Raw genomic sequence first — 21,888 nt, forward strand, 5'->3', positions numbered from 1 at the left:
CTATTAAACTTATTTTAATAGGAGATCATTGAATCAATAAAATGTTGAGAATTAAGTGATTTTAAATGCCAATGAAATGGCTTGGTCACTTTCCTCAGGCTCAGGCCATTTTTGAGATACGGTTTTTAACTTGGTATAAAAACGTGCTGCATCTGGACCATATAAATGCGACTCACCAAATTTAGAACGGCGCAAACCACCAAAGTTAAAATAACTTACAGGTAAAGGCACTGGTACATTCACACCAATCATACCTGACTCAATTTCCATAAAGAAACGGTGCGCTGTTTTTCCATCACGTGTAAAAATCACTGAACCATTGCCAAACTCATGGCTATTGGTGACCAAAATTGCTTCATCTAAAGTATTTACTCGTAAAATACCACGTGCTGGCCCAAATACTTCCTGCTTATAAAAATCCATATCTGTAGAAATATAATCGAATAAAGTCGGTCCAATGTAATAACCATTTTTATACTGTGGATGCTCATATGCGCGACCATCCAATAGCAACTCGGCACCATCTGCTACACATTGATCAATTGCTTTCAAAACAGATTGCTGTGATTGTGCTGAAATGACTGCACCAAAATCTGCTGTTGGGTCGTTATAAGCCCCTATTTTCAATGCCTTTGTTTTTTCAATAATGAGTGTACGTAATTGATTTGCAGTTTCTTCACCAACAGGAACAAGCAATGAAACAGCCATACAGCGTTGACTTGCTGAACCAAAACCTGCCGATACAAAAGCATTTGCAGCAGCTTCTAAATCTGCATCAGGCATCACCACCATATGGTTTTTGCCACCTGTGAATGAAGCAACTCGTTTATTGTGTGATGTGCCTTTTTGGTAGACATACTCACCAATATGCGTTGAACCAACAAAGCTTACCGCTGCAATATCTGGATGTTCTAAAATAGCATCTACAGCAACTTTATCGCCTTGGACAATATTGAATACATCGTCTGGAAGTCCTGCTTCTTTCCACAAATCTGCAAAGAATAATGCAGCTGAAGGTACTTTTTCTGAAGGCTTCCAAACAATACTATTTCCGACTGAAACTGCCATTGCCATCATCACAGCAGGAATCATAATTGGAAAATTAAACGGTGTAATACAACCGACAACACCTACAGGGACACGTACTGAAAACACATCAATATCACCTGCAACATTACGTGCATATTCACCTTTGGTGACTTGTGGTGCATTGCATGCAAACTCAATGCCTTCAATCGCACGACCAATTTCGCCTTTTGCATCTGCTATGGTTTTACCATGCTCACGGCCAATAATTTCTGCAAGCTCATCTGTCTTGGCAATCATCAATTCACGCAGTTTAAACAAAACTTGCAACCGTGTGGCATGTGAAGCCTTTGCCCATTTTTTCGCATTCGTAGATGTTGCAGCCTGAACAGCTTGATCAACTACAGCAACATCTGCATAAGCACAGCGCGCAATTTCTTCACCGGTAGATGGATTAAAAACTGGACCAGAATTTTGAGTCTGTGTAATGTGCTGCCCTGAAATAAAATGTCCGATCATATTATTCATGTTCATTTTCCTTATGAAGTTTGTGAAATTAAATTAAAAATGCTACTAAAATCTGTTTTCCCATGACCATTTTGGCTATGCGAACGATAAATATCTTTTGCGAGTTCACCCATGGTGACAGTCGCACTGACTTCAGAGGCTGCTGTCATAGAAAGCCCTAAATCTTTGAGCATTAAATCGGTCATAAAGCCTGCAACATATCCTTTGCTCGAAGGTACATTTTCTAAAACATCAGGAACGGGGTTGTATTTTTCAACACACCAATTCGCTCCCGAACTGTTTTGAATAATTTCTGAAATAACTTTCGGATCAAGCCCATGTTGTATTGCTAAATTCAAAGCTTCACTTGTACCAATCATATTGATGGCCAACAGCATGTTGTTACAGGCCTTTGCAATCTGCCCCGCCCCATGTTCGCCTGCATGAAAAATGTTTTTCCCCATTTTTTCAAGAATCGGTTTAGCACTTTCAAAGTGTTGAATAGAACCGCCTACCATAAAAGTTAATGTCCCTGCTTGGGCTGCCAAAATACCACCTGAGACAGGAGCATCAACAATATCAACGGCATAAGACTCTGCAGCCAATGCAACTTCACGGCTGACAGATGCAGCGATAGAAGAACAATCAATAATTAAGGTCTTAGGCTTTAACTGCTTTAAAATTCCTTCTGACCCTAAAAAGAAGTTTTTCATACTTTCAGAACTTGGCAACATGGTGACGATCACATCTGCATTTTCAACAAGTTGTTGCTGATCTTGAGCAACTGTACCACCATAACTTTTAAACTGTTCTAAAGCTGTTTGGGACAAATCTGAGCCAGTCACATTAAACTGTGCTTCAAGCAGATTTTTGGCCATAGGAAGTCCCATATTTCCGAGACCAATAAAGGAAATATTCATATCAATACCTGAGGTTAAATGTCGCTAAATTGAATGATTCTTGATTTAAATGTTTGAATTTAAAGAAGTTAACTTTAAGATTCCCCAACTTCTTTTTGTAGATATTGTTTACTCAACAAAGACTTTTCATCACGCTTCATAAACAAGGTACAAAAGATTGCAATCACAGCCATACTGCCTATATAAATGGTGATTAAATAAGGACTACCGTGACCGATACTGAGCAATTTAGTTGCGATCAAAGGTGCAATACCACCGCCCAACACACCTGCGAACTGTACTGAGATTGAAATACCGCTATAACGGATTTCCGCAGGGAACTGTCTTGCGAAAAGCTGTGATTGAGGTGCATACATGATTGGGAATACCACACCAATCGCCAATACAATTGCAGTCCAAACCAATACAGGATCTTTGGTATTTAACATGCTAAAGAATGGATAACAGTAAAGTGCGAGAATAAATAGTCCAAACATGAACATATTACGTTGCCCAACTTTGTCTGATAAATGTCCACATAACGGCGTCATGATCATGATTAAAAATGCACCACAAATCGTTGCAAATAAGATATCAGATCGTGGAATGCCCAATTGTGTCGTGGTATAAGCCAAGGCAAATGTTGAAGCGATATAGAACCATGCATTTTCAGCTGCACGTGCTACAATAATAGTAATTAACTCACGTGGATGGTTCTTAAATACTTGTAATGCAGGCACTTTAATTTCTTGCGCTTGGTCTTTCACTTTTTCAAAATCTGGAGACTCAGGCACTTTCACGCGAATGTACCAACCGACAGCCAACAGTAAAATACTGGCTAAGAATGGTAATCTCCAGCCCCAACTAAACAATGCTTGTTCAGGTAATAAAGACACCGCTCCCAGTGCCAAAGACGCGAGCATTAAACCACCACCGGCACTTGCCTGTGGTAAACTCCCCCAAAAACCTTTACCTCCTTCTGGTGCATGTTCAACTGCCATCAGAACTGCACCGCCCCATTCTCCACCCATAGCCATACCCTGAACAAAACGCAGAATGACTAAAAAGAAGGTTGCCCAATAACCTATACTTTCATATGTCGGTAATAAACCAATAAGAACCGTTGGAATCCCCATCATTACCAAGGTCAGTAATAACATTGACTTACGGCCAATTTTGTCACCAAAATGACCAAAAATAATGCCACCAAGTGGGCGACCAATAAAACCAACAGCATAGGTTGCAAAAGCTGCTAATACGCCTGTTAATGGATCAAGATTGGGAAAAAACAATTTATTGAAAATGAGTGCAGCCGCAGCGCCGTAGATAAAAAAGTCATACCATTCAATGGTCGTACCCACCATACTGGATATCCCTGCCAGTCGATGTGAAGACTTTCCTTTCTGAGGGTTCGATCCTTGTATCTTATCCATAATACACCTCTTCCATTTTTAGAATTTTAGTCACAAAATCATCCCTTTAAAAATCACTCCTGATTTTTAAATATAATGACTTAACTTTTTCCTTAATTAGCTAAGTAGATAGACGATAATAAACAAATTATATTTAAACCTAAACAACAAAGAATATATATAAATTACCTTTGGACTTAATTTGTATCATCCAAAAAAAACAGTCAACATACTTAATTACTTAAGTAGTTTTATAAATATTTTTTATTTTAAAAAACAAAAACTTATAAAAACAACAAGATTAAAATACTAAACAAAAATATACAGAATGGCTTAAGCACTTAATCTTATAGTTAATCTAAAAAATAAAGTACTTATAGTTCATAATAGATAGATAATAAATTTATAAATATTTTATACTTGTTATTTTATGCCATTTCATTATATTTATTCTTATATTAAGAATGGATACTTATTATGGATTATAATCTACTCGCTTTTGAATATTGCCCTGCACCAATCGTTGTACTCAGCTATAGACATATGGTTGAAATGAATCCAGCATTTGCTCATTTATTCGGCTACACACGCGAAGAACTGATCGACCATTCAATTGTAAAAATCTTTCCAAGTATCGAAGATTATGAAAAAGTAGGAAATGATGCGTTGCAAAGTTTGCTCAAAAAGCAAAGTCTGTTTTATTCAGACCAGCGCTTTATGCAGCATCGCAATGGAGAGTTATTTTGGACACATACACATGGCAGAACACTTAGCCCTGAAGATCCATTTAAATTGATGGTGTGGCATTTTGAGCGTAAAGACCAAGCGCCAAGCTCTAAACAAAAACTAACACAACGTGAGTCTGAAATTACCCAACTAATCGTAAACGGATTTACTTGCAAAGAAATTGCACGAAAACTCAATTTATCACATCGTACCGTAGAGGTTCATAAAGCCAACCTAATGAAAAAATTAGAAGTTCGTTCCAAAGCTGAGCTGACTTCTAAAATTATTATTCAAAAGAGTATGGGCACATTATTTGGGTGATTTAAAATTTGAGTGATTTCAATCAACATACAAGATGCATCATTAAACCTTTTGTAAAAGTCAAAAATGATCAAAAAATAGCAGTAAAATTAATATTTAGAATCCCTTCTCCCTCACGGATGAGGGGTATTTATCATATAAATCCTCTCCCTCTTGCACATAATAACGCGCATTCTTTATATAGGAACGGGAACTTCCTTTGTAAATAAGTGTACATCACAACCCGTCTTACAGAAGAAGTCTACTCTGTTTTTAAGTCTATTGATTGAAAATAAAATATTCAGTATTTTGAATAGGATGATGCAACATTTGTGCTCTAAAATCTGACATCAATGATGCAGATAACACTCTTTCTTGCTCATTCAGCATGTTGAATAGTTTTAAAAATTGACCATGACTAAAAACCATTAAATTTCTGTCAATAAAATCGAATTGAATCGCTAAAAGATGCTGTCTAAATGATAAAACACGTTGATAAAAAGTACGAAACGATTCTGCATCTGTCCCATCTAAATAATCAACATCTAAGCGACTCCAGTAGCGATCTACCCACGGTTTTCTTTCTTCTAATGTGGTGTTCTGGCAGCGTAAATCTGACAAATATGAAAATTCTTCAATTGCATATATTTTAGCAACTAACTGATCACGATCCAATAACGGTTGTGCTGTTTGTTGGGTTCTTTTAAATGCAGAAATATACACATGATCCGCACATGGTAATTGAGTGACCAGTTTTCTTGCTTGTTCATGCCCTAAATCAGTCAGTTCAATACTTGCATGTGATGCAGTTCGTCCATTTATATTACCCATGCTTTCTGCATGTCGAATCAAATAAATTGCCATAACACCCCTTTCATACTTGATCATGATTAATCATTGAATGAACTCCAATCTATTTGATTTTAAATAGAAATTTATTCATATATTTTGAGATACTGATTAAACTTTGCAAAATAATGCAATTTAAAAGCACAATAAATTAAGATAGCTTTACTCATTCTCATACTAGAACTTTCTTAAAACAATCATTTTTAAACAGTTATTTTTAAATAGTTATCTTTTAAAACTGCCATCTCTTTAAAACGATCATCCGCATAGACATAGATTCGCTCTAATTTTCATCATTATGTCGGTTACTTTTATTGAATCTGATAAATCCTCCACTATTCACATAAGCACACAGAACAACAAAGTTGTGATAAATTACACAACCTATAATATTGACAATACACATTTTCAATTTTAAAAATGCCCTTCCGTGGTTTAATTGGGCTTAATTACGTAGGAATAAAATGAATAAAAAACGCTTTTATCGCAGCATTTTCTTGGTGCTTTGTATTTTAATACTTGGCTTAACAGCATGCGCACAATTTAATGCACAAAGTACCACTCAGTTTGCGGTCAACCTTGAACGTAAAATTTCAGGATTAGAAAAGAAACAAATGATCCTTAGCACGGGTGAAAAAATAGTTTACCTTGAAGCAGGTGATCCAAAGCATGAAACTATTGTTTTGTTACATGGTTTTGGTGCAAATAAAGATAACTTTACCCGTTTTTCTCGGAAACTTACTGACAAATACCATGTCATCATTCCTGACAATGTAGGTTTTGGTGAATCGAGTAGAATTGATAATGCTCGATATGATTCAGACGCGCAAGCCACTCGCTTTCATCAGATGATGAGCCAATTACATTTACAACAGGTTCATTTAGGCGGAAGCTCAATGGGTGGGCATATTTCTATCGCATTTGCTGCAAAATACCCCAATCAAGTCAAAAGCTTATTGTTATTAGACTCTGGTGGTTTTTGGAGTGTTCCAAGAATGCCGATTTTTACAGATTTTGGTACTGGAAAGAACCCATTAATTATTGAAAATGAAGAAGATTATATAAAATTATATGATATCGTGATGACGAATCCACCGTTTGTTCCAAAACTGATGCTGAGAACATTTGCCCAAGACAGCATCAATAATGCCGGTTTGGAGCGTAAGATCTCCAGTCAGCTTGCTGCAGACCCAATTGAGGAACGTGCAAAAACTGTTAAACAACCAACATTGGTGATTTGGGGTAAAGAAGACAAACTACTCGATGTGAAAACCACGACAACTATTAAAGCATTGATGCCTCAGTCGCAAATCATCATTTTGGATGATACAGGGCATTTACCTATGCTCGAAGCACCAAATAAAGTGGCTCAGGATTATTTATTATTTTTGGCCAATTTAAAATAATGATGTTGAGTTTTAATGATCTATGAATTCAGTTCAAAACCTTGATGCTAATGACTCATGAATAGATCAAAATGCAAAAAAGACCTATAATCTTCTAAATATTTAGAAGTTGATAGGTCTGCTATTTATACAAATTATACAAAACTCTAAGCTGTACAGATCTCAGCTTTTGTTGAGCTAGCCTTTTGTAAGTTTAGTCTGCTGAAATATCTTCAAACAAGACTGAAGATAAATAACGCTCTCCTGCATCTGGAAGAACCACCACAATGGTTTTTCCTGCATTTTCAGGACGTGCAGCAAGTTGAGATGCAGCAGCCAATGCAGCACCACTAGAAATCCCAACAAAAATACCTTCTTTCACGGCACTTTGACGTGCAAAGTCAATGGCTTCTTGATTTCCAATAGCAATCACTTCATCAACTAAATCTAAATTTAAATTTTTTGGAATAAAGTTTGCACCAATGCCTTGAATTTTATGTGGTCCAGGTGTTAAAGCTTCGCCACGTTTAGTTTGACCAATAATTGGCGAATCAGCAGGCTCAACAGCAACAGAGTAAATCGGTTGATTCTTCACATTTTCAAAGTAGCTTGAAATACCTGAAATTGTGCCACCCGTACCGACGCCTGCAACCAAAATATCAACCTTACCCCCTGTCGCAGCCCAAATTTCAGGACCTGTAGTCGTTTCATGGATTTTAGGATTGGCTGGATTTTCAAATTGTTGCGGTAAATAATAAGTTTCAGGGTGTTCTGTCGCCAAACGAACAGCTTCTTCAACAGCCCCTTTCATACCTTTTGCTGGTTCCGTCAAAATAAGATGTGCACCCAATGCTTTTAGGACTTTACGGCGTTCGATACTCATACTTGCCGGCATAGTTAGGGTAATATCATACCCTTTTGCTGCTGCCACAAATGCCAGTGCAATACCAGTATTACCACTGGTCGGTTCTACAATGTGCATGCCTTTTTTAAGCAAACCTTTTTGTTCAGCATCTGCGATTAAAGCAGCGCCAATACGGTCTTTCACTGAAAATGCAGGGTTACGGCTTTCAATTTTTGCTAAAACGGTAGCACCATCTGTAATCAAACGGTTGATTCGAACCAATGGCGTATTGCCAATTGCTTCAGCATTATTACGATAAACGGCTATACCTAAATTTTCTGTTTGTGGGAAGTTTGGATCTGTCGCCATAGTCTTTCCTTGAATTTTAAGTGAATAATATTGTCCTTATCATAACGCTTTTTTATGAATGTTTGATATTCTCTAAAAGTATTTAGTTATACGTAAAAATGAAATGTTTATAGCCATAAATCATAAACTTAGTTTATGATTCAACTGTTTGACTGATTTGTCATCAAATCTGCTTGCATATCTATATAAGATTTAAAGCATAATAACCTTATTAAAAATATTTTGAGAATCACATGGCAACAAATGCTTATCAAAAATTTTATCGGCAATTCACTAAAAAAATTCTAGATAAAATTGTTTCCCCACAAATTTTGGGTGATACACAAGCACTTGAAAATTCAGTAAATAGTGATACGTCAAATGCTTTTCCGATATGCTATGTAATTCAAGACGATTCAACATCAAACAAAGTACTGATTGATAATGAAACGGAGAAAAGAAATTTAAGCCCTGCATTTGCGCCTTTAACGATGGGCGATGCGCAAGAAGATGATTCTTTCTTAACACTTGAAGCCAGTAAATCCAATGCTTCAGCCTATTATCCAGATAAACTAATTCGTTTAGTAGAATATCTACTTAAACACCCTGAAGCAGATGTTTTGTTGGTTCCTGTCACGATTTTATGGGGGCGTGCTCCTGAAAATGAGGATAGTTGGTATAAAGCGCTGATGGCAGATGCTTGGACTAAACCGACGGGTATTAAACAAGCCATTAATATCACTTTATATGGTCGTGAAAATTATATTGAATTTCATCAAGCTGTTTCTTTAAGAAGCTTGATTAATACTTCACTTGAAATTGCGCCAAACTTTGCACCGGCTCACTTTGTCGTAACTGAGTTAAATAAATCGTTTTATCAATATAAAGAAGCGATTTTAGGACCAGATTTGTCGGATCGTCGTAATGTGATTAACAAGTTGATGACGAGTGAAGCCATTAAACAAGCCATTCTGACAGAAAGTATTCATAAAAAAATCAGTGTTAATGCCGCGGAAAATTTGGCACGTGGTTATTTAGATGAAATTGTTTCAGATTTTTCTTATTCAACTTTACGCTTTGCTGAAATTGCGCTGACCAAGTTATGGACTCAACTCTACGATGGTATTGAGGTACATCATTTTGATACTGTTCGAGAGCTTGCGAAAGATTATGAGATTGTCTATACACCATGCCATCGTAGCCATATCGATTATTTATTATTGTCTTTTGTGATCTATAAACGTGGTTTGATGGTTCCACATATTGCAGCAGGGATTAATTTAAATATGCCTATCGTTGGGCAACTGATGCGTGGTGCAGGTGCTTATTTTATTCGTCGTAGTTTTAATGGAAATGCGCTTTATACGTCTGTATTTAAAGAATATATTTTTAGCTTACTCAACCGCAATACACCTTTAGAATATTTTATTGAAGGTGGTCGTTCTCGCACTGGATTATTGTTACCCGCTAAAAAAGGCATGCTTGCTATGACCATTCAGAGTCATTTACGTGGCAACAGTAAACCAATTGTGTTTATTCCAACGTATTTTGGTTATGAAAAACTTATGGAAGGTTCTTCGTATATCAAAGAGTTAGGCGGACAGAAAAAACAAGCTGAATCGCTATTTGGTTTATTAAAATCCATTCAAAAGATTGAAAAGGTTTTTGGGATTGTGCATGTCAACTTTGGTGAACCCGTATTTTTAGATGATATTTTAAATAAGAATCAAGCACCTAAGCATGTTGCATTACAAGATGAATTACCTGAATCTGTAAAAACATCAATCAATGAGGTTGCCAATGAAATCCTTGAAAATATTAACAAAGCCGTAGTGATCAATCCTGTAAGTTTAATTTCTTTGGTTTTATTAAATGCACCGACACATGCACTTTCAGAGCGTGAAGTATTGTTACGCTTAGAACAATTCCGTAATTTACTTAAATATCATCGTTATGATGATCGTATGAAAATTACAGCACTTTCAAACCATGAAATTATTCAATATGCCTTGAAACTCAAACAAGTTGAATTTATTGAGCATGATAATGAGCGTTGGATCAAAGTTGCAGATACTCAAGCTGCGCTGCTCAAATATTTTAGTAATAACATTATCCATACTTATATTTTGCCTGCTTTGATCGCCAGTGTATTGAAGAATCAATTAGAACAATCCAGTTTCATTATTGATAAAAATCAGTTAGTTGAACTGATTTCTGAGCATTATAATCATGTTCAAAAGCAATTTTATTTGAAATGGGACAGTTCAGAAGTTGATACAGAAATTGAGCAACTTTTAGAATATTTTGTTGCTGAGCGATTAATAACTATTGAAAATCAAAGCATTCATATTCATCAATCTGATGAAGCACTCAGTTTGCTGACCTCATTCGCACATTTATATGAAATGAATTTGCCACAAGAAGCCAAATAACTTTCTTGTTTCATCGCTGTATTAGAAAATATTTACATAATGTAAAAGACTGAAATATAATTCAGTCTTTTACAATTTAACTCCAATAAAACCATAATAGTTAAGCACTTGAGTAAAATTTTTGCTCTGCTTTAAACCTGTTTGATGATAGAGCGCTAATATTTGATTGGCACTGATTAAGTGAAAATCATGCTTTAAACGCTCAATCATGGTTTGGCTTTGTTTTTCTGAAAGCCCTGTTTTCAAAGCCATCGTTTTTAATGTTTTCAATTCTTGTTTCGTCTCAATTTGAGTTAAATCAACACTGATGCATATCCCTTCTGCTTTTAAACTCGCAACAATCTCTTGAAAAAAAATAGCTTTATTTTCAATAGGAACAAAATGTGAAACCAGTATCGCAAGTGCCGCATCAAACTGTTCAACCATTGAATTTAAAACAGCAGTATCAGCATGAATAAAGCTTACTCGCTCCGCTAAAGTGCCGTGCTGTTGAATATGATTTTGAGCTTTTTCAAGCATATTGATCGCAGGATCAATCGCAGTAAACGTCCATTTTGGAAATTGTTCAAGTAAATATTGCAATTCATAACCCGTCCCACAACCGACGATTAAAATATGGGCGTGTTCATTTAAATAAGTTTCTAAAAGTGCGTGAACTTGTAAATGAATCAGCTCATAGCCTAGGATTAATTTACGAATATGTTCATCATATCCATCAACAACCAAGGGATTATTAAAATCTTTTGCCATGATTTCAACCTTTAGCATTTGTATGAAATATTTTTAAATTAAATATATGAATGGCAGAGTTATTTATTACTTATTCTGAACGGTGTTTTACCCGAACCGCTTGCAAACAAAAATCAGCAATTTGTTTTACAAAATACTCTTTATAGCTCTGATCAAACATCTTGGTTTTTGCAATACTTAAAGGTTCAATCACCACAAATGTCATTGCGCCTACAATACACAGTGCTGTGGTATTCAAATCCTCAAAAATAAATTCACCTGAATGTCGCCCTTCCGTAAGTATTTTGATAATGCTTTCTTTAATCAATTGTTTACTTTGAAAACGTTCTAATTCAAATTTAGGATCGACTGGTTCAAAAAGTAAAGAATAAGATAAACGTGGACTGTTCATTGCTCTTTTGACAAACGTGGTCACCGCACGATTTAATTTTTCTATTGCTGTCTGTTCAGTATGCGCAATATCATTCAAAATATTCACTTCAATATGAATCGCAGCATTCAGCACTTCAATCAAAACCTGATTTTTATTTTCAAAATAACGATAAACCAAACCACTCGAAATTCCAGCTCTGTCTGCAATCGCTTGAATTTGTGCATCTTTGAACCCTCCTTGTGCAACTAACTCTCGTGCAGATTTTAAAATCATCTCACGATTTTGCTGCATTTTTTCTTCCATCACTGAGGATCTTTTATAATTCATAACGAGGCACATTTCCTTTTTGAAAATATAAACTAAAGTATGATTCTACCTTGCTTTTTTATTAAAGTAATCAAGCTTAAATAAATCACTCTGAATGACGAGTCATCTAACAATGATTCAATCTAAGCACGGATATAAGGTTAATTTTAATTGGATGTATTCATTGTGAATATGTTTTTCATTATGGGTTAATGCGGTTGAAAATTGATAATCACCGTTAAACCCTGTGGCTGACTTTGTTCAAATTTAAGCTGAAAATTTTGTTGTTCTAACAAGATTTGACTTAAAGCTAAACCTAAACCATAACCTTGCTGTAAAGAATCCTTACGCCAAAATCGTTTTGTCGCCAAAGCCAATTCTTGTTGATTTAAGCCCACACCAAAATCCTGAATATAAAGCTGTTGTCCTTGTTGAAAAATCTTGATTTTTTGTGGGTTTTGCTGATTCAAATTTTTCGAATGCTTAAAACTATTTTCAATAATATTTCGCAATACAATCATCATCGCTGTATATGACAAATCAATGACCGTCAATGAATCTATATCTAAATCAATTTGGCTATAAATTTCAGGATAATGCGGTTGTAATTGGGTCAAAACATCGTGCAATAATATTTTTAAATCGGTGGGTTCAATAGATAGACTTTGTTGATGCTCAGTCTGACTTAAAATGAGTAATTGTTCTAATAAGTTTTGATAACGTAAGATACTCTTTTCAGCATCTATAAGAATATGAATAATTTCAGTATTCTGACCATTTTCTTGCTGTTGTGAAGCAATCATTTTACTCAGTTGTACATTGGTTTTAATCGCTGTTAAAGGACTTCTCAACTCATGTGCCGCATACGCACTAAAATTCTTCTCATTGTCCAAACTTTCTTTTAAACGTGTCACCAATTCAATCATATTTTCAATAAAAGGCTGAATTTCATTGGGAATATTTTCAACTTTAAGATTGGATAAAAACTCTAGTCCATGGGCTTCATTCAATTGCTGTATATTTAATGATTGGGTGACTTTTTCAATCGGTTTAAACTCAGCTTTGACAATCCATAAAATTAAAATAATACAAAGAATCAAAGTTAAAATGAGTGGATATAAAATCGATTGAAGGATTTCTGTGAGCAATGAATTTCTGAGAATAATTTTTTCAGCAGCAACCACTTGTAATTGATCTTTTTTAAGTACAAAACTACGCCATTCTGTACCATTTTGAATCCATGTACTAAAACCCTCAGCTCGATTAGCCAAACCATCGGGTGCACCTTTGGTACGTGCCACAACTTGATGATTGATGATCACATCCGAACCAAAATACGTGACTTCACAAGCAATTAGATTTTGTTGACTCAACTCTGAAACCATCGGTTTTGCAGACTGAGCCAATTGCTCAGCAGGAATTTGACTGAGTAAACGAGCCACCATATGCGCAGAAGCAGACAGACGCTCATCAAGTGTTTCTGTCATTTTTTTTTCTAAATTAAAATATAGCCAAGCAAACGCGACCGCCCATACCAAAATAAAAGCACAGGTAATGCTCAGAACCAATCGCCATTTTAAACTATAATTTTTCATGATTTAAACATCACACATCTAACGCTACATGAAACAGATATCCAACACCTCGAACCGTTTGAATATACTGTGCTCCAATTTTTTGTCTTAAATGAAAAATATGAACATTCAATGCATTACTTTCAATATTGTCTTGAAAACCATAAACCTTATCGATCAGTGTTTCATTCTTTAATACTTGATTTGGGTACATCATAAAAATTTCGAGTAAAGTGTATTCACGTCTAGACAAATTCAGCACTTGATCTTGCAAGTACACCTGCTGAGTTGCTGTGTCTATTTTCAAATGACCTTGCTGAATCTGATTTGATGCAAAACCACGATGGCGTCTTGCCAAGGCGTGGATTCTGGCAATAAGTTCTGATAATTCAAAAGGTTTAGTCAGATAATCATCTGCACCATAATTTAATGCATCGACACACTGTTGGGTTTTATTGCGTGCAGTTAAAACTAAAACGGGTACAGAAATGTGTTGATCACGCCAATTTTTCAATAACAGCAAACCATCTTGATCAGGCAAACCCAAGTCCAAAAGACATAAATCCACCGCAGTATTTTTAACAAAATAATCTGCATCCTTGGCTGTGGTCACATGCTCAACTGAAAAATTCAGATGCTGTAGAGACAGACAAATACTTTTTGCAATATACGGATCATCTTCTACCAGTAAAATAAACATGCACACTCCCCAAACACTCAGTACACTATTCTACAAAGAAAAACCTAGATTAATGTTCTCTTAATCTGAAATTATGGATAATGACTTTAAATGGAACCAAGATTGGGAATTATGAAGCTGCAAAAATTGTTCAATGCGTTGTGCATTTCTGTTTTGGTATTCAATACAGTGAATACCGTTGCTTTAGCGAATGCCGATTTTTTACCTCCAGATCAAGCCTTTCAGCTGTCTGCCGAATCAATTTCAGCCAATAAAGCACAACTTAAATGGACGATTGCACCTCATTATTACCTATACCATGATCAATTTAAAGTCAGTGTAAATAACAAAAATATTGCGCTTAGCTTACCCAAAGGTCATATAAAAGATGATCCTACTTTCGGTAAAACTGAAGTTCATTATGATCAGGTCACTAGCCAAATTCAGGTCAAACCCAATTCAAACTATTTAGTCATGTATCAAGGCTGTTCAGCTGATGGTTTATGCTATCCCTTACAGCGTAAAACCATCCGTACCGATGCAGATGGGCTCTTTCCACAAAACAATACTACAACTAAAAATATACTCGCCAATAACGGCGCAGACTCAATACTTAAACCATCTACAGAAACACTTCCACAAAACACGTTGAATAAACAAAATTCCGATAGCGCAGCGGATTTAGCCACTACCACTACTCAACAGAAGAAAATTTTAACTGGAAATAACGTCGAAAGTTTAGAAAGTCCTGCAACAAGTGCAAGCAGCGAAGCCATTGTAAATCAGTCTACGGATTCAAGCACTGTCATTACAAATACAGTTAAAACTGATGCTAAAACTGCTAAAGACAATAATACTAGCAGCACAACGTCATTACAATGGAATGATGATCAATCTTTTTTTAAGTTATTATCAAAAGATTCATTAATTTTAAATTTATTGATCTTTTTCGGCTTAGGCATTTTACTGGCCTTTTTGCCCTGTTCATTGCCTCTAATTCCCATTCTTTCGGGCATCATTATTCAGCGTGCTAAAGGTTATAAAGCGGTTGCAATCGCACTAAGTTTTGTTGTGAGTATGGCTGTTGTCTATGCGATTATGGGAATTGTGGTTGCTGAAATTGGTTATAGTTTTCAACGCTGGTTTCAAAGCCCTTGGATCGTTTCACTATTTGCTATTCTTTTTGTAGTTTTAGCCTTCAACCTATTTGGTTTATACCAACTTAATCTACCTCAAGCACTGAGCCAAAAGCTGAGCAATCTACAAAATAATCAAAAAGCAGGTACGATTTTCGGTGCAATTGCAATGGGCGCATTGTCTGCACTGATCGTCGGCCCATGCATGAGTGCGCCATTGGCAGGTGCATTACTGTTTGTTTCACAATCACAAAGTGCTTTTCTAGGCGGTTTATATTTATTTATCCTCGGTTTAGGTATTGGTTTACCACTGTTTATAGCCAGTGTTTTCGGTTCAAAGTTACTGCCGAAACCAGGTAAATGGATGGATCGAATTAAAGTGAGTTTTGGCTTTGTCATGCTCATGGTTGCTTTATATTTTATCCGACCAATGCTGGCTTCTACATTGTATTACGCTATCTTCGCAATCTTATGCATTGCCCTCGCAATCTACCTGTTCTATGCATTACGTGACAGTGAGAAAGCGATTAATAAGGGAATTTTAATCATCATTGCATTGCTTAGCCTCACTGCCAGTATTTGGAATATCCAGCAAAGCTATTCTGCATATCAAATTCAGCATAGCCAAACAAAGCACCTTGCATGGCAAAAAGTCACCACTGCAAATGAGCTTGAAAATGCTTTAAATTCAGCAAAACAATTAGCTAAACCTATCATTATCGATGTTTATGCAGATTGGTGTGTGGCTTGCCAACCGATCGAAAAAGAAGTCTTTCCTCGTGTAGATGTACAAGATGCGTTAAAGAATTTCACTTTAATTCAGTTAGATTTAACCACTTATAATGAATCACAAGACCTCATTCTCAAACAACATGAAATTTTAGGCCCGCCTACCATGCTGTTTTTAAATGAAAATGGCCAAGAAATTCGTGAATTACGCTTTACAGGAACATTCACTGCCACGCAATTGATTCAACAAGTGGCGAAACTCCATCAAAAAACAACTCCGCCATGATTAGTACACAAGCCATCCATTTAGGCCCAATCATGCTGCCGTGGGGATTCATTATCCTCACCGTTGCAATTGGGACAGCCTTACTGCTTGGAAAATATTTTTGTCATCGCTTTACAGTCAGCAAAGTGCAATGGGTAATCTTTAAAGACAGTATCTGGACTGCAGTTTTGATTGGCTTGGTCTGTGCACGCATTGGATTTGTTGTTTTAAATTGGGATATTTATCTACAGCATCCGATTGAAATAATCAAAATACAAGACAAAGGCTTTGATCTTTTTTCGGGAATAATCAGTGCTTTTGTATGGATATTTTGGAAAAATCGCCAACTTAAACAATCATTCTAGATATTTTTATTAAGTATTTTTACGACGCTTTTACTTTTAGGTACTTATATTCATAAGCAAATAATTTTGCAATATCAACAATTCCCAAAGGTCAGTCTTCGTAATTTACAACAACAAAAAGTTGAACTGGTTCAGTTCATCGGTAAACCTACCGTGATTAACCTATGGGCAAGCTGGTGCCCACCATGTCGCCGTGAAATGCCTGTATTTCATCAAGCTCAAAAAAACTATCCCAATGTTCAATTTGTTTTTATTAATCAATCAGAAGATGCAGCGACAGTTGATACTTACTTACGACAACATACGTTAGATCTTAATTGGGTTTTACTGGATGCCAATGGCATCACAGGACAAAAAACTGGAATGTATGGATTACCCAGTACGTTATTTTTCAATGCTCAAGGACAACTCGTCGAATCACATATGGGAGAAATTACCCATGCAGCATTGGATCATTATGTTCAAAAAATGATATCTCACTAGGAATAATCATATGAAGCCATTGAAAACATTAGGTCTTTTTACCATCGGAGTACTGACAAATCAAATTGCTTTTGCAGCAGAAGCAGATCTTATAAAAACCAAACTTGAAAAAGAAGGCTACACTTTTGTTAAGCAAATTGAAGCACCTGAAGGCTTAATCGGTTGGACAGGTTATAAAGATGAATATCCTTCAACTGTTTTTATTGCTAAAGACCAAAAATACTACTTGGTTGGTGACTTGTTTGATCAAACGGGTAAGAATTTAACTGAGCAAGCGATTCATACCCATGTCAAAGGTGCTGTACTTGATGAAATCTGGAAGAGCCTCGAAAAATCAACGTGGATCCAAGATGGAAAAGCTGATGCTGAGAAAATCATCTATGTTTTCAATGATCCTAATTGTGGTTACTGTCATACTTTTTGGAAACAAGCGCGTCCTTTCGTAAACTCAGGGAAAGTTCAATTACGTCATATTATGGTTGGAGTAATTCGTCCGAGTAGTAAAGGTCAAGCTGCAAGTATTTTGAATAGTAGCAATCCTGTTGAGGTTTTTACTGAATATAATTTAGCCAATGGTAAATCTAAGTTAAAAGAAATGCAGTCTATTCCTCAAGATTTATCTGAAAAAATAGATTTCAATACCAAATTAATGGATAAATATGGTTTCTATGCGACACCTGCGCTGATTTGGAAAGACAGCAAAGGTGAGATTCAAAGCCAGCAAGGTGTACCAAAAGATCTAACAAAACTGCTAACGGAATAAGATATTGAAAATGTTTGGAAGATAGATTCGTCTATCTTCTTTATACAGCCAATAGCGCTCAATTTAAATACAAAATTTAGCCTTTCTTTTCATTACGATAAACACCAAATCCAAAATGATACGTCCATTGCGGGATATCATCCGCATATATAGCTAAAAATAATTTACAAGCATCTTCCACAGAAACCCCTTGTTCATCACACAATTCAGTAAGTTGTTTAGGATGTAAACTAAGCCAGGCATTTTCTGGTGTGACTTCACAATCAAATAAAACCTGTTTTTTTGCTTGCTCATAATTGCCTGTTTTCGGGTTAAACAGCATTGTATTCTCTGGATAATAATAAATGTTCAACTCATCCTGATAATCAAACGAGTACACCGTATGAAATTGATGTTCACGTAAGCAAGTATCTTTATAAATTTGCTCTGTCATCAAACATGCATTGACTTGATGATCAGAAAATAATTGCTCTCCAGAAGATGAAAAAAATCACTGTTAAATTGTTTAATCTGTTCATCATCGAAACTTGCAAATAAACAGTACTCAGGATCAAATCTAAGTCTTGCATCTATTACAAGTTCAACCTGTTCTGACCACGGTAATAATTTTGCTAAATCATGTGTTTTATAACGATTATTTTGAGAAGAATAACCTTCATAACCTGGTTGAGTAAAAACAGAAACTTTCTTTGATTGTGATCGATCCTGATTTTCACAATAACGGTAATTAAATTGTGGAATCACGATATTTGGATGTAGATGGTTTAGAAGATTGGCCCGCTGGATTGATCCAATACATTCAGGTTCACCATCGTGTAAATGGTTTAGACTGCAATCTTTTTATAAATCATATCGATGATAATAAATTAAAAAACCCGCTAAAAAGCGGGCTTTGGTATGACCAAATTAGCATTGATCATTAAAACAAACCACATATTTAGACCAGGGAAATCAAATAATACAGTATTGCTTTATCTACCTATTATTTATAGTTATTTCATTTTAATCTTGTCATTCTACGCCAGTTTTATGTCATTTCACGACACTAAGCGTGAAGTATATCACGCTATTTTGCGTTAAATGAACAAAATACCTCTTTGGTCATTCCAGATGCTTTAAGACTTTGCTTTTGACGCTCTAAAAAGTTATTTGCTATCACAAACATCATATTCGCTGTATCAAGTTGAATATTTTCTTTTGAAATCATGGATATTTTCTGATAAGCCTCTAAACGTGAACAAAAAGCTTGTTTCTGTTGCTTAGAGTCAGTTGTTGTATTTGGTTCATCTAATATCAATTTAGTTGCATTAACTTGGTCTGTATATTCTTGGATTTTTCTATTATATTCATCTTGCGTCAATTTCTGTGTCATTTGCTCTGCAAAACTCTGTGCAGATAGCAATATCACCAATATTCCCAACAACATTTTTTTCATATTGATTTCACATCACAAGTTGAATATTTGTGTTAACACGCCAATGCTTATAGAGCATCAGCTTTCCAAACATCCTCATAATCATCAGCATCGATCATAAATCTAAAGCCTTCTTCCAAAGATAAATATGGAATTGCATCTGGAAAAACCTCTTCAAGTTCTTTTACTGTAATCACTTCAAAGAAATCATGACCTTCTTCCAATTCTCCACCATAAATAAACCACGATACATTGTCAGCATCAGGTTTTTTACGTAAACCGACGATAGGTTCTTTGTTTAAAGTATGTTTTGCGATTGCAACTAAATCAGTTTCATTGACTTTAATATATTTAGAATCAAACTCTTCACAGACCAATTTCTGCTCTTCGACAAAATCTTGCAACATACATATTCTCAATCTATTGGATTTTCTGCGATTGTAAGCTGACACCTTTAGAATCACAATCAATTCAATCAACAATCTTTCAATAATCCATTTATTTTATTCAACTTGATTTTGTTTCAAATTCAAAATAAGATTAACTACTGTTCCTTTATTTTCATAATCTGAGCAAAATTATTTTGTATTCAAAATATTATGAAAATGAGCGCTTATTTTTATCCGCATTTAATTCATATACTACTTTTTTGTTACAACAACAATTAGGTGTTTCAATAGGATAAATCATTGTACATTTTTAATGGAATATTCAATTCAAATCCTAGCCAAATGGATTGTTTCCAAATGATTAAATAATATTAATTTTTCAATGAGTTATATATGATTGAATTACTCAGACGTTTAGCTTTACACCATCAAGGTTTAATGACATCCCCCTCTTTTGGAAATGGTTTGTCCGCAACTTTGCAATGCATAGAACATCTAGGTTATGTACAAGTCGATACAATCTCTGTGGTTGAACGTGCGCATCATCATATTTTATGGAGTCGTGTTGTAGATTATGAGCAAAATCATCTTAACTTATTAATACAACAAAAGAAAATTTTTGAATATTGGTATCATGCAGCTTCTTATTTGCCTATACAGGATTATCGATATGCCCTTCCACGCATGGCTAAAGTACGGGATGGTCAACATCAATATTTTAGCAGTGGTGACCAGCGCCTTATGAATGAAATCCTTGTTCAAGCGAAGGCTGAAGGAAAAATTCGCCTTCGTGATATAGGTAATGAAAATAAAACAAATACAGGCGGTTGGTGGAATAGTAGCCTTGCACGTCGTTCTATTGAACAACTGTTTATGCAGGGTGATTTGATGATCAGCGAACGCATAGGCATGGAAAAAATTTACAGTCCTACGGAGTCTTGCTTGCCTAATGGTCTAGATTTAAGCATGCCTACACTAGATGAATATGCTTTGTACTTATTCAATACTACGCTTAGAGCGCATGGCGTATTTACATTAAAACAGCTATTACACTTAAAAACTGGCAAAGATATTCGGGATGCGATGCATCGTGTTTTAAATCATCACCTTGAAGAAGGTGTGATTACAAGTTTAAAGGATATAGATGGACAAAATTATTATGTGAATAGTCACTCGTTAAACCAAATTTTAACACCTGAATCTAAAGTGAAAATCTTGTCGCCTTTCGATAACTTAGTCATTCATCGTGACCGTTTAAACGCTCTTTTTAAATTTGATTATCGCATTGAATGCTACGTCCCAGCGACTAAACGTATTTATGGATACTTTTGCCTTCCCATTTTATACGCTGATCAACTGGTCGGACGTATCGATTGTAAAGCGCATCGCTCTAAAAAGGTCTTTGAGATTTTAAGCCTTCATTTAGAAAATAACATTGTGGATCAAGCACATTTTTTTGATCAATTAAAAATTGAAATACACAAATTTGCTAAATTTAATCAATGTCCAAAACTGCATGAGAATACACTCACTATCTTAAATAACGTCAGTTTGGGATAAGCTTTGATGTAAGTTATTGAAAAATAGATCAGGCACAACGGAGTCTTAGCATTTACAATCAGATGCAAGGATTAACCCACTTCGTCTTGCACTTCGATTGAAATATATTTCAATCTTGTTCAGGTTTGACCTGAGAGGTACTACCTCGCAAGGCTTTCGGGATGAGTGGCTCTGCCACCCAAGTGCAAAACCTGAGCTGTGATTAAAGCAGCGCAAGAGTCGCCAACTCGACAGATACTATCAAGTACCTAATATATCGCAAAAACAGTATATTACAGCTCTTGCGGAATATATTCCTCATGCCTCGAACAATGCGACTGACGTTACCGCGTATCATATAGTTGGGAACAGTTTTATCTCGAACTCTAGTTAAA

Annotated in this window: 22 protein-coding genes; 9 read left to right on the top strand and 13 right to left on the bottom strand. The window is 35.6% G+C overall.

All coding sequences use genetic code 11. From position 1 onward, the window contains the following. Positions 1 to 51 precede the first annotated feature (51 nt). The 3 genes from D7V20_RS00280 to D7V20_RS00290 form a co-directional block, all read right to left on the bottom strand. The gene (locus D7V20_RS00280) at positions 52 to 1,554 is read right to left on the bottom strand and encodes a CoA-acylating methylmalonate-semialdehyde dehydrogenase (protein WP_120382365.1); all 1,503 of its coding nucleotides are present in this window, start codon (positions 1,552 to 1,554) and stop codon (positions 52 to 54) included. Positions 1,555 to 1,565: 11 nt separating this feature from the next. Further along, positions 1,566 to 2,453, bottom strand: coding sequence for a 3-hydroxyisobutyrate dehydrogenase (mmsB, locus tag D7V20_RS00285; RefSeq protein WP_120382366.1), 888 nt, complete (start codon positions 2,451 to 2,453; stop codon positions 1,566 to 1,568). 74 nt (positions 2,454 to 2,527) lie between these two features. Beyond that, the gene (locus D7V20_RS00290; protein WP_120382367.1) at positions 2,528 to 3,865 is read right to left on the bottom strand and encodes an MFS transporter; all 1,338 of its coding nucleotides are present in this window, start codon (positions 3,863 to 3,865) and stop codon (positions 2,528 to 2,530) included. A gap of 456 nt (positions 3,866 to 4,321) precedes the next feature. Between D7V20_RS00290 and D7V20_RS00295 the strand changes: the two genes are divergently transcribed. Continuing rightward, a complete protein-coding gene (locus D7V20_RS00295; protein ID WP_120382368.1) occupies positions 4,322 to 4,891 on the top strand; it encodes a LuxR C-terminal-related transcriptional regulator in 570 nt (189 codons plus the stop codon). A 258-nt stretch (positions 4,892 to 5,149) separates the two neighbouring features. On the opposite strand, the gene D7V20_RS00300 is transcribed toward D7V20_RS00295, so the two are convergent. Continuing rightward, a complete protein-coding gene (locus tag D7V20_RS00300) occupies positions 5,150 to 5,734 on the bottom strand; it encodes a histidine phosphatase family protein (RefSeq protein WP_120382369.1) in 585 nt (194 codons plus the stop codon). Between the two features lie 449 nt (positions 5,735 to 6,183). Here D7V20_RS00300 and D7V20_RS00305 point away from each other — a divergent pair, with 449 nt between their 5' ends. Beyond that, the gene (locus D7V20_RS00305) at positions 6,184 to 7,125 is read left to right on the top strand and encodes an alpha/beta fold hydrolase (protein ID WP_120382370.1); all 942 of its coding nucleotides are present in this window, start codon (positions 6,184 to 6,186) and stop codon (positions 7,123 to 7,125) included. 193 nt (positions 7,126 to 7,318) lie between these two features. Here D7V20_RS00305 and cysK read toward each other — a convergent pair whose 3' ends face one another. Continuing rightward, complete coding sequence (gene cysK / locus D7V20_RS00310; RefSeq protein ID WP_120382371.1) at positions 7,319 to 8,317, bottom strand: cysteine synthase A; 999 nt, start codon at positions 8,315 to 8,317, stop codon at positions 7,319 to 7,321. A 233-nt stretch (positions 8,318 to 8,550) separates the two neighbouring features. On the opposite strand from cysK, the gene plsB reads away from it, so the two are divergent. Then, entirely contained in the window at positions 8,551 to 10,728 is a 2,178-nt protein-coding gene (gene plsB / locus D7V20_RS00315; RefSeq protein WP_120382372.1) for a glycerol-3-phosphate 1-O-acyltransferase PlsB, read from the top strand. Positions 10,729 to 10,797: 69 nt separating this feature from the next. Here plsB and D7V20_RS00320 read toward each other — a convergent pair whose 3' ends face one another. From D7V20_RS00320 to D7V20_RS00335, 4 genes are all read right to left on the bottom strand, one after another. Continuing rightward, positions 10,798 to 11,478: a class I SAM-dependent methyltransferase gene (locus D7V20_RS00320; protein ID WP_120382373.1), complete on the bottom strand. Its 681-nt coding sequence runs from the start codon at positions 11,476 to 11,478 to the stop codon at positions 10,798 to 10,800. Positions 11,479 to 11,548: 70 nt separating this feature from the next. Continuing rightward, entirely contained in the window at positions 11,549 to 12,178 is a 630-nt protein-coding gene (locus tag D7V20_RS00325) for a TetR/AcrR family transcriptional regulator (protein WP_213072499.1), read from the bottom strand. A gap of 188 nt (positions 12,179 to 12,366) precedes the next feature. Next, entirely contained in the window at positions 12,367 to 13,752 is a 1,386-nt protein-coding gene (locus D7V20_RS00330; RefSeq protein WP_171407717.1) for a sensor histidine kinase, read from the bottom strand. Positions 13,753 to 13,762: 10 nt separating this feature from the next. After that, on the bottom strand, positions 13,763 to 14,431 hold the full coding sequence (locus tag D7V20_RS00335; protein ID WP_120382375.1) for a response regulator: 669 nt from the start codon (positions 14,429 to 14,431) through the stop codon (positions 13,763 to 13,765). 90 nt (positions 14,432 to 14,521) lie between these two features. Between D7V20_RS00335 and dsbD the strand changes: the two genes are divergently transcribed. The 4 genes from dsbD to dsbG all read left to right on the top strand — a co-directional run bounded on the left by dsbD (position 14,522) and on the right by dsbG (position 18,151). Then, positions 14,522 to 16,561 carry a protein-disulfide reductase DsbD gene (gene dsbD / locus D7V20_RS00340; protein WP_120382376.1) on the top strand — a complete coding sequence of 680 codons (2,040 nt, stop codon included), beginning with the start codon at positions 14,522 to 14,524 and terminating at the stop codon, positions 16,559 to 16,561. Then, positions 16,558 to 16,905 carry a prolipoprotein diacylglyceryl transferase family protein gene (locus D7V20_RS20360; RefSeq protein ID WP_328588401.1) on the top strand — a complete coding sequence of 116 codons (348 nt, stop codon included), beginning with the start codon at positions 16,558 to 16,560 and terminating at the stop codon, positions 16,903 to 16,905. The genes dsbD and D7V20_RS20360 overlap by 4 nt, the downstream gene beginning before the upstream one ends. Before the next feature lie 66 nt (positions 16,906 to 16,971). Then, entirely contained in the window at positions 16,972 to 17,388 is a 417-nt protein-coding gene (locus D7V20_RS20365) for a TlpA family protein disulfide reductase (protein WP_328588402.1), read from the top strand. A 10-nt stretch (positions 17,389 to 17,398) separates the two neighbouring features. Beyond that, positions 17,399 to 18,151, top strand: a complete 753-nt coding sequence (gene dsbG / locus D7V20_RS00350; RefSeq protein WP_120382377.1) for a thiol:disulfide interchange protein DsbG — start codon at positions 17,399 to 17,401, stop codon at positions 18,149 to 18,151. Positions 18,152 to 18,227: 76 nt separating this feature from the next. Here dsbG and D7V20_RS00355 read toward each other — a convergent pair whose 3' ends face one another. Continuing rightward, positions 18,228 to 18,584, bottom strand: coding sequence for a hypothetical protein (locus tag D7V20_RS00355; protein ID WP_120382378.1), 357 nt, complete (start codon positions 18,582 to 18,584; stop codon positions 18,228 to 18,230). Continuing rightward, entirely contained in the window at positions 18,584 to 18,895 is a 312-nt protein-coding gene (locus D7V20_RS00360; RefSeq protein ID WP_120382379.1) for a hypothetical protein, read from the bottom strand. The genes D7V20_RS00355 and D7V20_RS00360 overlap by 1 nt, the downstream gene beginning before the upstream one ends. Between D7V20_RS00360 and D7V20_RS19755 the strand changes: the two genes are divergently transcribed. Then, the gene (locus tag D7V20_RS19755; protein ID WP_147395789.1) at positions 18,886 to 19,074 is read left to right on the top strand and encodes a hypothetical protein; all 189 of its coding nucleotides are present in this window, start codon (positions 18,886 to 18,888) and stop codon (positions 19,072 to 19,074) included. The two genes, D7V20_RS00360 and D7V20_RS19755, sit on opposite strands and share 10 nt — an antisense overlap. Before the next feature lie 143 nt (positions 19,075 to 19,217). Here D7V20_RS19755 and D7V20_RS00365 read toward each other — a convergent pair whose 3' ends face one another. Together D7V20_RS00365 and D7V20_RS00370 are read right to left on the bottom strand one after the other, a co-directional pair. Then, positions 19,218 to 19,586 (bottom strand): hypothetical protein, encoded by a 369-nt coding sequence (locus D7V20_RS00365; protein WP_120382380.1) that lies wholly within the window; start codon positions 19,584 to 19,586, stop codon positions 19,218 to 19,220. Between the two features lie 47 nt (positions 19,587 to 19,633). Next, positions 19,634 to 19,972, bottom strand: a complete 339-nt coding sequence (locus tag D7V20_RS00370; RefSeq protein ID WP_120382381.1) for an immunity protein Imm33 domain-containing protein — start codon at positions 19,970 to 19,972, stop codon at positions 19,634 to 19,636. Positions 19,973 to 20,347: 375 nt separating this feature from the next. On the opposite strand from D7V20_RS00370, the gene D7V20_RS00375 reads away from it, so the two are divergent. Further along, positions 20,348 to 21,514, top strand: a complete 1,167-nt coding sequence (locus tag D7V20_RS00375; protein WP_120382382.1) for a winged helix-turn-helix domain-containing protein — start codon at positions 20,348 to 20,350, stop codon at positions 21,512 to 21,514. The last annotated feature ends 374 nt before the right edge of the window (positions 21,515 to 21,888 follow it).

Source organism: Acinetobacter rongchengensis (assembly GCF_003611475.1).
In the GTDB taxonomy this organism is placed as follows: domain Bacteria; phylum Pseudomonadota; class Gammaproteobacteria; order Pseudomonadales; family Moraxellaceae; genus Acinetobacter; species Acinetobacter rongchengensis.

Coding starts and splice junctions, on each gene's coding strand:
- plsB (WP_120382372.1), top strand. CDS start 8,551: ATGGCAACAAATGCTTATCAAAAATTTTATCGGCAATTCACTAAAAAA.
- D7V20_RS00325 (WP_213072499.1), bottom strand. CDS start 12,178: ATGAATTATAAAAGATCCTCAGTGATGGAAGAAAAAATGCAGCAAAAT.
- dsbD (WP_120382376.1), top strand. CDS start 14,522: ATGGAACCAAGATTGGGAATTATGAAGCTGCAAAAATTGTTCAATGCG.
- cysK (WP_120382371.1), bottom strand. CDS start 8,317: ATGGCGACAGATCCAAACTTCCCACAAACAGAAAATTTAGGTATAGCC.
- D7V20_RS00330 (WP_171407717.1), bottom strand. CDS start 13,752: ATGAAAAATTATAGTTTAAAATGGCGATTGGTTCTGAGCATTACCTGT.
- D7V20_RS20360 (WP_328588401.1), top strand. CDS start 16,558: ATGATTAGTACACAAGCCATCCATTTAGGCCCAATCATGCTGCCGTGG.
- D7V20_RS00280 (WP_120382365.1), bottom strand. CDS start 1,554: ATGAATAATATGATCGGACATTTTATTTCAGGGCAGCACATTACACAG.
- D7V20_RS00300 (WP_120382369.1), bottom strand. CDS start 5,734: ATGGCAATTTATTTGATTCGACATGCAGAAAGCATGGGTAATATAAAT.
- dsbG (WP_120382377.1), top strand. CDS start 17,399: ATGAAGCCATTGAAAACATTAGGTCTTTTTACCATCGGAGTACTGACA.
- D7V20_RS00370 (WP_120382381.1), bottom strand. CDS start 19,972: ATGTTGCAAGATTTTGTCGAAGAGCAGAAATTGGTCTGTGAAGAGTTT.
- mmsB (WP_120382366.1), bottom strand. CDS start 2,453: ATGAATATTTCCTTTATTGGTCTCGGAAATATGGGACTTCCTATGGCC.
- D7V20_RS00365 (WP_120382380.1), bottom strand. CDS start 19,586: ATGAAAAAAATGTTGTTGGGAATATTGGTGATATTGCTATCTGCACAG.
- D7V20_RS00335 (WP_120382375.1), bottom strand. CDS start 14,431: ATGTTTATTTTACTGGTAGAAGATGATCCGTATATTGCAAAAAGTATT.
- D7V20_RS00295 (WP_120382368.1), top strand. CDS start 4,322: ATGGATTATAATCTACTCGCTTTTGAATATTGCCCTGCACCAATCGTT.
- D7V20_RS00305 (WP_120382370.1), top strand. CDS start 6,184: ATGAATAAAAAACGCTTTTATCGCAGCATTTTCTTGGTGCTTTGTATT.
- D7V20_RS00375 (WP_120382382.1), top strand. CDS start 20,348: ATGATTGAATTACTCAGACGTTTAGCTTTACACCATCAAGGTTTAATG.
- D7V20_RS00290 (WP_120382367.1), bottom strand. CDS start 3,865: ATGGATAAGATACAAGGATCGAACCCTCAGAAAGGAAAGTCTTCACAT.
- D7V20_RS00355 (WP_120382378.1), bottom strand. CDS start 18,584: ATGACAGAGCAAATTTATAAAGATACTTGCTTACGTGAACATCAATTT.
- D7V20_RS00320 (WP_120382373.1), bottom strand. CDS start 11,478: ATGGCAAAAGATTTTAATAATCCCTTGGTTGTTGATGGATATGATGAA.